This is a genomic window from Bacillus sp. FJAT-26390 (assembly GCF_001682865.1).
Classification (GTDB): domain Bacteria; phylum Bacillota; class Bacilli; order Paenibacillales; family Paenibacillaceae; genus Pristimantibacillus.
This window is the reverse complement of sequence record NZ_MAQX01000034.1, coordinates 254,875-268,784: the sequence shown is the minus strand read 5'-3', so window position 1 is coordinate 268,784 and position 13,910 is coordinate 254,875. Positions and strand designations below refer to the sequence as shown.

12 protein-coding genes are annotated in these 13,910 nt (G+C 48.7%); 11 read left to right on the top strand and 1 reads right to left on the bottom strand.

Features of this window, described 5'->3' with window-relative positions:
- The first annotated feature begins 89 nt into the window (after window positions 1-89).
- From A7975_RS28215 to A7975_RS28180, 8 genes are all read left to right on the top strand, one after another.
- Window positions 90-2,183, top strand: a complete 2,094-nt coding sequence (locus A7975_RS28215) for a BglG family transcription antiterminator (RefSeq protein ID WP_065387350.1) — start codon at window positions 90-92, stop codon at window positions 2,181-2,183.
- Window positions 2,180-2,479 (top strand): PTS sugar transporter subunit IIB, encoded by a 300-nt coding sequence (locus tag A7975_RS28210; RefSeq protein WP_065387349.1) that lies wholly within the window; start codon window positions 2,180-2,182, stop codon window positions 2,477-2,479. The genes A7975_RS28215 and A7975_RS28210 overlap by 4 nt, the downstream gene beginning before the upstream one ends.
- Before the next feature lie 11 nt (window positions 2,480-2,490).
- Window positions 2,491-3,756: a PTS ascorbate transporter subunit IIC gene (locus A7975_RS28205; RefSeq protein WP_065387348.1), complete on the top strand. Its 1,266-nt coding sequence runs from the start codon at window positions 2,491-2,493 to the stop codon at window positions 3,754-3,756.
- Window positions 3,757-3,904: 148 nt separating this feature from the next.
- Window positions 3,905-4,969, top strand: coding sequence for an ABC transporter substrate-binding protein (locus A7975_RS28200; protein WP_053372012.1), 1,065 nt, complete (start codon window positions 3,905-3,907; stop codon window positions 4,967-4,969).
- Window positions 4,970-5,007: 38 nt separating this feature from the next.
- Complete coding sequence (locus tag A7975_RS28195) at window positions 5,008-6,681, top strand: ABC transporter permease (protein ID WP_053372011.1); 1,674 nt, start codon at window positions 5,008-5,010, stop codon at window positions 6,679-6,681.
- On the top strand, window positions 6,665-7,726 hold the full coding sequence (locus tag A7975_RS28190; protein WP_065387347.1) for an ABC transporter ATP-binding protein: 1,062 nt from the start codon (window positions 6,665-6,667) through the stop codon (window positions 7,724-7,726). The genes A7975_RS28195 and A7975_RS28190 overlap by 17 nt, the downstream gene beginning before the upstream one ends.
- A 35-nt stretch (window positions 7,727-7,761) precedes the next feature.
- Complete coding sequence (locus tag A7975_RS28185) at window positions 7,762-8,775, top strand: ABC transporter substrate-binding protein (RefSeq protein WP_063845922.1); 1,014 nt, start codon at window positions 7,762-7,764, stop codon at window positions 8,773-8,775.
- Window positions 8,776-9,003: 228 nt separating this feature from the next.
- Window positions 9,004-9,987, top strand: a complete 984-nt coding sequence (locus A7975_RS28180; protein WP_082198505.1) for an aminoglycoside phosphotransferase family protein — start codon at window positions 9,004-9,006, stop codon at window positions 9,985-9,987.
- A 45-nt stretch (window positions 9,988-10,032) separates the two neighbouring features.
- Here A7975_RS28180 and hemQ read toward each other — a convergent pair whose 3' ends face one another.
- On the bottom strand, window positions 10,033-10,779 hold the full coding sequence (gene hemQ / locus A7975_RS28175) for a hydrogen peroxide-dependent heme synthase (protein ID WP_053372009.1): 747 nt from the start codon (window positions 10,777-10,779) through the stop codon (window positions 10,033-10,035).
- A gap of 163 nt (window positions 10,780-10,942) precedes the next feature.
- On the opposite strand from hemQ, the gene A7975_RS28170 reads away from it, so the two are divergent.
- The 3 genes from A7975_RS28170 (at window position 10,943) to dnaI (ending at window position 13,849) form a co-directional block, all read left to right on the top strand.
- A complete protein-coding gene (locus A7975_RS28170) occupies window positions 10,943-11,233 on the top strand; it encodes a YuiB family protein (RefSeq protein WP_053372008.1) in 291 nt (96 codons plus the stop codon).
- Window positions 11,234-11,338: 105 nt separating this feature from the next.
- Window positions 11,339-12,874, top strand: coding sequence for a replication initiation and membrane attachment family protein (locus A7975_RS28165; RefSeq protein WP_053372007.1), 1,536 nt, complete (start codon window positions 11,339-11,341; stop codon window positions 12,872-12,874).
- Between the two features lie 18 nt (window positions 12,875-12,892).
- Entirely contained in the window at window positions 12,893-13,849 is a 957-nt protein-coding gene (gene dnaI, locus A7975_RS28160) for a primosomal protein DnaI (RefSeq protein ID WP_053377400.1), read from the top strand.
- Window positions 13,850-13,910 lie beyond the last annotated feature (61 nt).

Sequence of the window (13,910 nt, the reverse complement as noted above, 5' to 3'; positions counted from 1 at the left end):
TGAAGGCTTTCGGAGAGCAGCAAGCAATTGCTGCTTGCCGGGAGCCTTTTGTGCTATCATGATGAAATCAAAGACAAAAGGTGACGACGATGATTACAAGCAGACAGCAGCGCATACTAAAACAGCTTATGGAAGCAGACGATTATTTAGCCTTACAACAGCTCATTGATGAATACGGCATATCTGACCGTACGGTGCGTCATGATTTGCTCCAACTGGAGGATTGGCTCCGGGATCATCATGTCGTGCTGGAGAGGCATCGCACGAAGGGCGTACGGCTGAATCACGAGCCGGAGCAGCTGCAAATGCTGAAGGACAAAATCCGCCAGAGGCCGGTCTTCATGGATGCGAAGCAGCGGATCACGCTGTTGTTAAAGCTATTGCTGCAAGAAAATCAAATTACGATGAACACGATCATGGAAGATTACAGCATAAGCAAGAGCACGCTGCTCGTTGATCTGCAAGAGATTAAAGAATGGCTTATGCAGCGCAAAATCGAATTTGTCAAACAAAAGGGCAGCTTGTCCGTAGCAGGAAGCGAACAGTCGAAGCGCAGCGCTTACCTAGAGCTGCTTCGAGCGGAAATTACGGAGGACAAGCTGCTGCGTTACATGTTTGATCGCAAAGAGATGCAGGAGCAGCCAGTATCCGCTTTGAATATATGGTTTAAGGTTGATGATGTGAAAGTTATTTTCGACGCGATACAGAAGCTGGAGCAAGCGATGAACATCCAATTTGCTGATGCGGGCTATATAACGGTTACGCTTCATATTTTGATGGCCATGGAGCGCATCAAGCATCATCATTCCATTGACATTGATCAGAAATTGCTGCAGGAGCTTGAAGGGACAGATGTGTTCCGGCTAGTCGAGAAGCATGTCATTCCGCTCATCGAGCAGCAATTTCAAGTCGAGCTGCCTCATTCTGAGATTGGGTACATTACCCAGCATATGCTGGGTGCCCAGAAGCAGCAGCTGTCTACGAAGGACACGGTTTTCGTCAAGCTGGCGAAAGAAATTATCGAGAGGACGGAGAAGGAGTCCGGCTACAGGCTGCAATTAGCTGAGCAGGTCATTCAAGGGCTATCCATTCATCTGAAGCCGGCGGTTTACAGGGCGAAGTTTAATTTGCAGTCGAAAAATCCGCTTCTCGGGCAGCTGCAGCAGCAATACGGTTCTTTGATGAAAATATTGGAGCGCGTAGTGAATGAAGTCATGAGCAGCATATCCATTGCGTTTGACCAAAATGAAATCGGGTATATTATGCTGCACGTGGCGAGCGGCATCGCCCCGCATTTGACCCATTCCAACAAAAGGGTCATTATCGTTTGCGGCTCGGGCATCGGTACATCTGCTATAATAAAGCGGAGACTCTCATATATTTTTCCGCAGTTAGAGGTTGTGAGGACCTGCTCTTACAAGGATTCCGTATTGCTGACTCCCTCCGAAACGGATGCCGTTTTATCGACCATAGATATTGGACATGCGATAGCAGTCCCGTGGCTGAAGGTGTCTCCGTTGCTCGCTGCGAAGGATCAACAAACGATCGCGAATTTTTTTGGGATTACGTACCGTGCGGAAACCGTAACCGCTATGGCCATACAATCCGTTAATGATATTATGAGTATTGTAGAGCGGAATGCGGTTGTCACTAACCGCAACAAGCTGTTGGAGGAGCTGCTATTGCTGCTTCAAGGAGGGGGCATACGCGAGGATTCAGCCAACGTGGCACCCTTATTGACCGAGCTGCTGCCCAAAGCGTCCATCCATTTGCAGCTGGATACGACAAGCTGGGAAACAGCTGTCCGTTTTGGCAGCCGGTTGTTGATGGCTAGAGGGGCATCTGGTCTTCCATACGAGCAGAAGCTGATCGATATGATCCATTTGAATAAACATTCTTTTTTGATTCAACAAGGCATCTATTTTCCGCATGCCTATATGCCGGAGGATGTGTCGCAGACCGCTTTCAGTCTAGTTACGTTTAAAGAGCCTATTTTGTTTGGCCCTTCAGAGCATCCGGTATGGCTAATGATTACGCTAGCTGCGGTTGATAAAGAAAAGCATATCACGGCATTAAGCACCCTTCTGGATTTGCTCAACGATACAAGCTTTATCAGTTACTTAAAGACGGCCGGCGATTCTAGCGATTTATGGGAACGGTTACAAAACGAGGAGGCTCAATGAGACAAATTGTAGTCGCTTGTAATAGCGGGCTTGGGACAAGCTTAATGATACGATTAAATATTGAAGCTATCGTTGCCGTATTGAACGTTAACGTCTCTGTCGTGCATACCGATTTGTCATCCTTAATGACGCATCGACCGCAGCTCATCGTCTGCTCGTCGTTCATTGTTGATTCAATCGAGGATGCCGGGGATATTGAAATTATTGGGCTCGATGATATTATGAATCGTCAGTATGTGAAGCAAGAATTAATGAAGAGCACCGTTTTTCAGCATTGGCTATCTGAAACAGAATAAGGTGAGTGAACATGAACGTCTCACAATGGTTTAATAATGGCTTGTTCGGAGAGCCTGCACTCATGCTTGGATTAATTGCGTTTACCGGGCTTTTCCTGCAAAAGCAGCCGGTTCAAAAGCTGCTCAGCGGAACGATAAAAACGATGATCGGTTTTAAGCTCATGCAGATCGGAGCGAGTGAGACGGGCTCATCCTTGTCCAATCTATCCGCTGTGATCCAAAACAGCTTTCAAATTATCGGCATCATTCCGCACAATGAAACGATAACCGCAATGACGCAAATCAACTATGGCAAAGAGATGGCCGTTATTTTGCTTATCGGCATGATTGTCCATTTGGTAATTGCCAGATTTACGCCGATCAAATATATTTTTCTGTCCGGCCATCATATGTTATTTATGGCTGCGCTGCTTGCAGGCTTATTGGTGTCGAGCGCCATGGATACCTGGCAGACGATGCTTATCGGAGGAATTGTTTTAGCGGGAAGCATGTCTACCGCTCCTTTGCTGTCGCAGCGTTATGTCAGAAGGGTAATAGGCGGGGACCAGTTTGCGATCGGACATTTCAACAGCTTCGGTTATTTAATTGCCGGTTTTGTCGGTTCGCTGCTAAAACCGAAGAAGCAGCAGGAGAAGCCGCTCAAGAAAACGAAGCTGACCGTGCTGTTTCAGGATCATATGGTAGTCATCTTCGGCTTTACTTTCATCCTGTTTGCGATAGCCAGCGTATTCTCTCCGCAGGGCAGCATTGAGAGCATGTTCGCCGGACGGCATTTCATCATCGTATCGATCATACAAGCAACATGGTTTGCGGGCGGCTGCTACATCGTGCTGGCTGGTGTTCGCATGATGCTTGCCGAGATCGTGCCTGCGTTCAAAGGGATTGCTGACCGGATCGTGCCGGGGGCGATTCCTGCACTCGATTGCCCGGTGTTATACAGCTATGCGCCTGTAGCGGCTGTTACTGGCTTCCTCCTTAGCTTTGCTGGCGGGCTCGGCGCCATGACGATGATGATGCAGCTGCAATATACCGTAATAATTCCGGGCATTATACCGAATTTTTTTTCAGGCGGGGCTGCCGGGGTTATCGCTTATCAAATGGGCGGCAAAAGAGGGCTCGTGGTCGCGTCGCTCATACATGGGTTTATTTTAACTTTGCTGCCTGTATTTCTAGTTCCGTTGCTGTCCAATCTCGGTTATTTGAGAACGACGTTTGCCGACAGTGATTTCTCTATCGTGGGCGTTATCGTCAACATCCTGCTAAAATGGTTTTTATAAGGTTAGATACCTGGCGCAAGGGCTCCGAGAGGAGTCCTTTTTTTTATTGTTTTTTTGCCGAACGAAACGGCAAAACGTTGATCTAACGCTATTGTAAGCGGAACCAATATAATCAGACTTGTACAAACAAACAGGGAGGTCGTAACAAATGAAAAAAAGTTGGATCGGCAAATTAGCAATGGTTGCGCTGGCAGCGACAATGTTCGTGGGCTGCAGCTCGAATGGGGATGCAGGCAAGGCAGCCAATAACGGCGGGGAGCCGGCAACGGCTAAGCCGCAAGGAAAGCTGACGGTTTACATCGGATTCCAAGAGGATCATGCCGTTAAAGCGATTGAGCAATTTACGAAGGATACGGGCATTCAAGCAGAGATGATCAGGATGTCGGCTGGCGAGATTCTGGCAAAGGTACGCGCCGAGAAGGATAACCCGCAAGCAAGCGTATGGTACGGCGGCCCTGCGGATACTTTTGTACAAGCTGTAACGGAGGATTTGCTAGAGCCTTACGTTTCACCGGTATCGGAGAAAATCGATGCGAAATATAAAGATGCCAACGGTTATTGGACAGGCGTATATGTGGGGGCGGTAGGCTTCGCGTCCAACAAGGAGTTTTTGGAGAAGAAAGGGCTGAAAGCACCGACAAAATGGTCCGATCTGCTGGAGCCAAAGCTCAAAGGGGAAATCGTAATGGCGTCTCCTGCGTCATCGGGAACAGCTTATACGGCGATTTACAGCATTTTAAAAGTGTTTGGCGATGAAGAGAAGGGCTTCGATTATTTAAAACAGCTTCATCCGCAGGTACAGCAGTATACGACAAGCGGAGCAGCTCCGGGCCGCATGGTCGGAATGGGCGAAGCGGGAGTCGGCATCTTGTTCGCGCATGACATTATTAAGTACCAAGAAGAAGGCTTCGACAATCTCGTATTGTCCTTCCCGGAAGACGGAACAGGCTATGAGACGGGCTCGATCGGCATTATCAAAAACTCGAAAAACCAAGATCTTGCCAAAGCCTTCGTAGACTGGGCGCTTTCGCCTGCTGCGCAAGAGATCGGCAAAACAGTGGGCAGCTTCCAAAACATTACGAACAAAGATGCGGTTGGACCTGAGCAAGCCGTCGACATGAGCAAAATCAATTTGATCGATTATGACATTGCAGAGGCTGGCTCGCAGCGTCAACGCATTATTGATAAATGGAATTCGGATGTCAGCAAATAAGAAGCGGCAATCCATCATCCTGAGAGGAGAGAGCTTGTATGAGCGCAATGTTTAAAAGATTTAAGCGCGAGCCGCTCCTGCCGATTTTAATCGTGTTGGTTTCGCTCAGTTTAATCGTTTTTATCGTATTTCCTTTATTTCAAATACTGAAATCAAGCTTTGCAGGGAACGATGGGCGATTCGGGATGGAGGGCTATGAAAGGGTGTTGTCAGGCGGGGGGCTATTCCGCTCCCTGACCAACTCTTTGTTGTTGGCCGCGATTTCGGCTACTCTGTCTACCGCAATTGCATACATGTTTGCTTATACATTTGCATATGTGAACGTTCCTTTTAAACGGTTATTTAATGCGATTGCGATACTGCCGGTCATCTCACCGCCATTTGTAATCGCGCTTTCCGCCATGCTTTTGCTGGGCAAGCAAGGATTAATAACGAAACATTTGTTAGGGCTTGAAAATGCAAATATTTATGGTCTGCATGGTCTGGTGCTTGTTCAAACGTTATCCTTTTTCCCTATCGCCTTTCTTACGTTATCTGGCTTGCTACGTTCGATCAGCCCTTCGCTTGAAGAAGCGAGTCAAAATATGGGTGCCGGCAAATGGAAAACATTCGTTTCCGTTACGCTGCCGCTCTCCATTCCGGGTATCGCAAACGCGTTTTTGCTCGTATTCGTGCAATCGCTTGCCGATTTCGGAAACCCGATGACGATCGGAGGCAATTATTCGACGGTTGCCCGTGAAATCTATTTGCAGGCAGTCGGCAGCTATAATATGCAGGCTGGCGCAGCATTAGCGATGCTTCTGCTGACGATCACGATTATTATTTATATTTTGCAAAACTTCTGGGTCGGCAAAAAAAGCTATGTGACTGTGACCGGCAAACCAACCGGTGCGCGGCGCATGATCGATTCCGGGCCCATCAAAAATGTACTGTTTATAATCTGCATGATTATTACGGTTGTCGTCATTGCTTTCTATGCCCTTGTGCCGGTCGGATCCTTTATTAAGCTCTGGGGGATCAACAACAGCTTTACGCTTGACCATTACAAATATGTGCTGACACTCGGCGAGAAAGCGATTAAGGACACGCTTAAATTAGCTTTGATCGCGACGCCAATCGCTGGTTTGCTAGGCATGATATTCGCCTATTTAATCGTGCGCAAACGGTTCGCCGGCAAGAAGGCGCTCGAGGCGATAAGCATGTTATCGATCGCAGTTCCGGGTACCGTTATCGGTATTGGCTATATTTTAGCCTTTAACAAGGCACCGCTGGCACTAACGGGAACAGGCATCATCATCGTCGCCGCTTTCGTAGTCCGTGCCATGCCGGTAGGCATTCGATCAGGCGTTGCAGCCTTGCAACAAATTGATCCGAGCATCGAGGAAGCGGCAACCAATTTGGGGGCAGGCCAGACGAAGGTATTTACGAGCATCGTATTGCCGTTAATCAAATCCGCTTTTTTCAGCGGCCTCGTGAACAGCTTCGTCAAAAGCATGACGGCAATGAGCGCGGTCATCTTTCTAATATCGGCAAAATACAACCTGATTACGGCGTCCATCATGGCTCAGGTGGAAGCAGGGCGTATCGGCGCTGCCAGCGCCTACTGTACGATTCTAATCATCATTATGGTAGCGGCGCTGCTTCTGTTGAACTTATTGGTAAATTGGCTCAGCGGCTCGAATAGGAGGAAACAATATGGCAAAAACAGTTAGCCTAAAGGATATTTGCAAAGCATACGGTACGGATCAAGGAAAATCGAAATATGCGGTTGAAAATGTCAATCTTGAAATCGAGGCCGGACAATTCGTTACGCTGCTTGGCCCATCTGGCTGCGGCAAAACGACGACGCTTCGCATGGTCGCAGGCTTTGAGGAAATTTCCGAGGGAGCTATTTATTTTGGCGACGAGAAAGTAAACGATATTCCTCCTAATCAGCGTGACTGCACGATGGTATTCCAATCCTATGCCTTATTCCCTCACATGAACATCTTTGATAATATTGCTTATGGCCTGCGCATCAAAAAGCTGTCCAAGGACATGATTTTATCGAAGGTGAACAGCGTACTGGATATTATGAATCTGGGCGATTATAAAGAGCGCATGCCTTCTCAGTTGTCCGGCGGCCAGCAGCAGCGCGTTGCACTCGCTCGTGCGCTTGTCATGGAGCCGGGGGTGCTCTTGTTCGATGAGCCATTGTCTAATCTGGATGCAAAGCTTAGACTAGTCATGCGAGATGAGATACGGAGAATTCAGCAGCAAATCGGCATCACCGCCATTTATGTCACCCATGACCAGAGCGAAGCGATGAGCATGAGCGATTTAATCATCGTGATGAATAAAGGCAAAATCGAGCAGTACGGCAGTCCAATGGACATTTATCAAAGGCCAAAAACGAAGTTTGTAGCCGATTTTATCGGTACGGCAAACTTTATTGAAGGAACCGTAAAAGCAGCGGAAGCGGATCATATCGTAGTTAGCACAGCTTCAGGCCAGTTAAAGGTGTACCGTACCGGCTTTAAGGAAAATGATAAAGTTACGGTCGTTATTCGTCCCGAGGCCGTATCGTTAACAAGAGGGAAAACGCATGTAGGCACCGTCCAAAAAAGCATATTTATGGGACGTTCCCAGGAATATGAGGTTGAATACGACGGGCAGCTCATTCAAATTTCCGAACATAATCCGGTTCAAGAGGATGTGTTCCGGGAAGGCGAATCGGTGTCGCTTCAATTTGCGGAGCATTCCTTGCATGTCATTTAAATAATGGAGTCAAAAAGAAAGAGGGTGCTGGCAAAATGGTACGAATGATAAGAATCGCTCTTCTGCTTGCCGTCCTCTCCCTCTTTCTTGCTTCTTGCAGCATCAAATCGTCAGGTACGCTCGTTATTTATGCAGGATTGTACGAGGATCATGCGATAAGAGCGATTGAAACCTTCCAGAAGGAAACGGGGATAAAGGTTTCCTACATCAGGCTGTCCGCGGGAGAGGTGCTTGAGCGCATACGCAAGGAGAAGGATCATCCGGCAGCCAGCGTATGGTTCGGCGGGACAGCGGATACGTTCGTGCAAGCGAAGCAGGAAGGGCTGCTAATGCCCTATGAATCGATTAATGCGCGAATGATTGATCCCGAATACAAGGACCCGGAAGGCTACTGGACAGGCATTTATATTGGCTCGATCGCCTTTATTTCAAACAAATCATGGCTGCAGCAGACCGGGCTTAGCGCTCCCCAGTCATGGGAAGATCTGCTGAAGCCCGAATACCGCAGCATGATTGCCATGGGGTCGCCGAATTCATCGGGAACGGGCTATACGGTGCTGGCAACGATCATACAGCTGTTCGGCGAGGAGAAAGGTTTCGAGTACTTTAAGAAGCTGAACGCGTTAAGCCCCATTTACACGAATTCCGGAAGCATATCCGGGCGTGCCGCCGGGATGGGAGATGCGGGAACGGCGATCGCTTTTTCGCATGATGCCATTAAGTTTTACAAGGAAGGCTTTCAAAGCATCGTTATTTCGTTTCCGAAGGAAGGAACAGGGTACGAAATCGGCGGGGTTGGAATCATTAAGAATGGCCCGAACATGGAGGAAGCGCGTAAATTCGTAGATTGGTCGCTGACGAAGCAAGCGCAGGAGATTGGCAAGCAAGTCGGCAATTACCAATTGCTCACGAATAAGGACGCTAAACCTCCCGAGGAAGCGATTTCTCTTCAGTCGATAAACGTCATCTCCTATGACATGAACTGGGCGGGAAGCAACCGGGAACGGCTAATTACGAAGTGGAAGAAAGAAGTCTTGCAGAAGAAATGACGATGGACAAGGAGCGCTCAGCCAGCTGGGTGCTCTTTGTCGTATACGATGCTAAGCCAACAAAAAAAGCACCCGGAAACACGCTCCAGCTGCTAGAATTCGTATCGCTATTTTTATAAAGAACTCATTCAACATCATAACAAACGGCAAAGAAACAGTCTATACTTTTTTTGGTTTTTTTTCTATGATTGGGTAGCCGGCAAAACAATAGAATTGGAGTGCTTACCCATGAAATACAATTGTCATTTGGATTTGTTTGATTTGCAGCAATACGTAAAGCATGCGCTTGGGGCCGGTTATGTTGTGAGTCGCGTGGAAAACAGGTTTGGCGGTGCCCAAAAGGTTGTTTATAAGGTGGCATGCACCAACCATTTTGTTTGCATGCTGTATGTTTGGGATCTGTCCAAAAACTATTTTCAACAAGAAATAGAAGCGGAACTGATCAATAAGCAGTCGTATGGCTGCGATTTATTTGAAAGCAACCAAGCGTTCCTCTCTCGGAACGGGATTCGAACGCCTCAAGTCCTTTATTTGAATAAGGAAAGAGATCGTTATCCATTTGATTTTGCGCTAGTTGAGTATATAGATGGGCTGGATGCCGCACATTACTTGGATGCGGAGACGGCTGTGCAAGAGAAGGTTTTCGGGCGATTAGGGACAATGCTGACAAAGATGCACAGCTTGGAGAGGGATGCGTTCGGAAAAATAAACGACAGCAGCAGAGCCGGGAAATGCCACACGCTGGAGCTGGAAAATGCGAAGGAGCAGCTGGCGTACGCGGTTAACCATATTAGCGCTTTGCAGGTTAATCATGGCAAGCTTATCGATAAACTAAATGAGCTTGAAGCTGCTATCGAGCCTAGAGCGCGGTATAGCTTTATTCATGGAGAGCTGGGTCCTGACCATGTAATTGTGAATGATGAGCTGGAGCCTTATTTAGTTGATCTCGAAGGAAGCATGTACTACGACGTGGAGTATGAGCATAGCTTTCTGGAGTTTCGGTTTGGCGACGCCTATTCCTATTTGGATAACGCCCGCCTTGATCGCAGCCGAATGCTGTTTTACAAGTTTTATCACCATATCTCATGTGCCTCTGGCGGATTGAAGCTGCTTCATCGCGGCTTTCCCAATCGGGGGCTGGCTGAAATGATCGTCGAGCATAATTACAGGAGTGCATTAAAATTTATCGAAATAAGCGAGGGCGACCTGTAAAAAAAAGTCCAAGCCTCTTGAACTAGAGGCTTGGACTTTTTTAGCTTACAGTTGAAGCAATGCTGCGAACTTCTCGCTGCCCAGCAGGTTGCCGACATAAAATTCGCCGAAATCCGCGTAACGCGCGCTCACCTCATCAAAGCGCATTTCATAAATCAGCTTTTTAAATTGAAGCGCATCGTCTGCGAACAGCGTAACGCCCCATTCCCAATTGTCGAAGCCGACAGAGCCGGTAATGATTTGTTTCACTTTGCCCGCGTATTGACGTCCGATCATGCCGTGGCTGCGCATAAGCGTTTTGCGCTCGTCCATGCTGAGCATGTACCAGTTATCTTGGCCGTCGCGGCGTTTATTCATCGGGTAGAAGCAAATGTGATTTGCTTTCGGAAGCGTAGGCTTCAATCTAGCGATGATATCCGGGTTTTGCATCGGATCCGAGCCAGGCTGTGCCATGTAGTTGCTAAGCTCTACTATGCTTACATAGGAATGCACCGGGTAGGTGAAGCTTGCGAACGTCGTTTTGTTGAACGCCGTCTCGATTGCGTTTAGGTCCTCGAGCGTCTCGCGCAAATGCATAAATACGAAGTCAGCCTTTTGGCCAACGATTGAATATACAGCGGTGCTGCCTTGTTTATTTTCCTCTACAGAAGCCCATTGCTTCAAAAAGGATTGCAGCTCGTCGAGCGCGCGGCTGCGCTCGCTCTCGTCCGCTAGGCGCCAAGCGGTCCAATCGATGCTGCGGAAATCATGCAGCGCGTACCAGCCTTCTAATGTTTGTGCTGCTTCACTCATTGAATAATGCCCCTTTCAAGCTCCATAATGATGCTGCAATCATTGTATCGTAATGAGGGCAGGCTGAGCAAATGGCGGTCTTGTGACATTTGTCCGCAGCTAATTGACTTCCACCTAGCCATTAATTAAACTAATAAACGAGAGTCTGAGGGGGGAAGTTTGGATGCTTCAATTGTTTATAGCGACAGTGTTGTTTTTAGTTATGATGTTCGGCATTGGCTTTATTCTGAATATGTTGTTAAAAACAACGTGGTTTCCGATATATTTATTTATTCTCGTTTTGATCCCGCTTGGCATTTGGGCGCCATGGGACAAGTCAGCGACAGCGACGATAGAGAACTTTGCCCATTACACGATTTTTGACTACATACCGGTTATAGGAGCGCTGATTGGCGCTTACGTAAGCGGATGGGCGATTCAAGCGCTGCGCAAGGGCGGCTACAAAATGTTTTAATCCAAAAATCCCTCATTCGGGGGATTTTTCTATTTTTCGACACGTCCGAAGCAGTCTGTTTTATGCTAAAATGATAGGATGAAAGCAAGGGATGGAGCTGATGCTATGCGCATCAATAATATATTGCAGTACACGGAGCATCATCGGTATTACATATTTCGTGATTTTTCGTTGAGCAGCTTGGACTATAAAATGCTTTCGCTTATCTATCAGCCGATGATCGGCGCGTTTGCGATTGCCTTTTACCAGCAGCTTTATCACGGAATCGCGGAAGGTACATCCGGATATTCTTCTATAGAACCACAGCGAAAGCTATTTCTTGGGCTTGGGCTGGAAATGAACGAGCGCAGCCGCAAGCATCTGATCGAGCAGGCATCGAAGCTTGAAGCAGTTGGCCTGCTGCAGACCTCGCGGCTAGGCTTACCCGAAAATGCGGATGTTATTTATGAATACGAGCTGGCGCAGCCGCTGTCGCCGGCAGAGTTTTTTCGCAATATGCATCTAACGATGCTGCTCCGCGACAAAATCGGCAAATATGCCGTTATCTCGCTCCGCGAGTCGTTTGGCGCAAGCGAGCCGGATGAGCTGGCAGGCGCGCAATTAACGAAAGAAAACATATCGGTGCCGTTTTACGAGCTGTTTAAGCTTAATATGCAGTCGGTAGACAACGAGCTTGAGCAAGCGCTGACGGAGGTTGCGCCGTCGCGCCAAGCCGCTGCGAGAGCGCCGCAGGCGACAGCCGGCATTCCCTACGGGGAAATTATTTTGCGATTCCCTCGCAATTCGGCGAACCGCCGTTTTGTGGAACGTCTGCGCAGCGATGAGGAACAGCTGTCGCAGGTGAACTATGTCGCGTACAAATATAGCTTAGAGGTAGTAGATATATGCCGCTTGCTTGATGAGGACGGTATTTTTGGAGAGAGCGGCGAGCTGCAGGTCGATGAGCTTCAGCTGCGCGCCAATCAGCTTTACCGTCAGGACAAGAAGCGTGAGGGCGAGCGCCAGCGCACGCTGTCACGCACCCAAGTGATCGCAGCCGAGGAACCCGCTGATTCGGATGAATTAACGGAGGAATACGAAGTGCAGGAGCAGCATTATTTACAGGTTCCGAACCAGCTGCTTGGCCGCTGCGATGTGCAGCAATACAATATGCTTATGAGAAATGAACCGCATACGCGGTTTTTGCAGCGCTTTTTTCCAGGGGCGGTGCCGGATTGGATCGAGCGGGTATTTGAGCGAATCGACCTTAATTATAAGCTGGCAGGACCGGTTATTAATGTACTCATCCATTATGTTATAGGCGCGAATGACGCCCAGCGCGTCACGAAGACGTTTTTGGACGCAGTCGCTTCGAATATGCTCGTTAAACAAATCGATACGTTCGAGAAGGCTGTATTATATGTACGTGAGCAAGCGCAGGTGGAGCAGGACAAGGAGCGGCGCAAGGAAGCGGCAGCAAGCTTTGCCGGAGGCGGCTACAGCGGCTCCAAGAGCGGCGCGCGCAGCGCAGGCAACAGTCGCGGAACTTCGCGCAAGCCATCGATTCCTATCGTGCAGGAAGGGCAGTCCGCATCGACGGTGTCGGCAGACGAGCTTGAAGAACTGCGCAAGCTGGCGCGGAAGCTGGACGGCAAATCATAGAAACGGGGTGAGCAGATGATGGAGTCAATGGGCGAACTGCTCAAGGCATGGCCGACAGGCCAAGCCCTTACGGAGCAGGCGGAGCATAAGCTGACGGAGCTGCTCGCAGAACCGTTAGTTGAGAAGCTGCGGGCCAAATATCCGGATCTCGATGATCGGACAATTCGGCTTAACTTAAACCGGGTATATCAATATGTAACCGAATATCGCAATTGCAGCAATTGTCCGGGCTTGGATAAATGCCCGAATGATTTTGAAGGCCATTATACGCTGCTTAGCTCGGATACGATTAACGGGCTTACACAGCTGTATGACCGCAAGGTTGCGTGCAAGAAGTTTATCGCGAGGCAGACGGAAGACCAGATCCGCAGCCGTGTCCGCAGCTTCTATATCGATGAGAAGGCGCTGCAGCGCGGATATTCATCCGATGAAATTTTGACCAACGATATGGAGCGGGCGAAGGCAGTGGGCCAGGTGCTCCGTTACATCGACCGTACGAAGGAGCATGGCTTGCAGGAGGAAGGCTTATATTTGGCAGGGCGCTTTGGGACAGGCAAGACGTTTCTGATGTGTTATTTGCTGCATGAGTTGGCGAAGGCGGGATATTCCGGCGTAATCGTCTATATGCCCGATTTCGTCGAGGATTTAAAGTCGCTGATGCATGAGCCGGGCAAGCTGAAGGAAACGGTCGAGATGATGAAGGAAACCGATCTGCTGATCTTTGACGACATGGGTGCGGAAAATTTAAACCCATGGGTTCGCGATCATGTGCTTGGCGCGATTCTGAATTACCGGATGCAGCGGAAACCGACATTCTATACGTCCAATTACGAGCTAGAGGCGCTGGAGCGGCATTTCAGCTTCACGAGCAAGGACGGCGACGAGCTGCACAAGGGGCAGCGGATTATGGACCGTATCCGGCCCTATGTCGAGGTCGTAATGGTAACTGGCGAGAACAAGCGCGGACGGAAATAGATGAACATAGCTTTGGCTGGCTGGCCCTTCATGCAAAGGGACTGCCGGTCAAAGCTTTTTT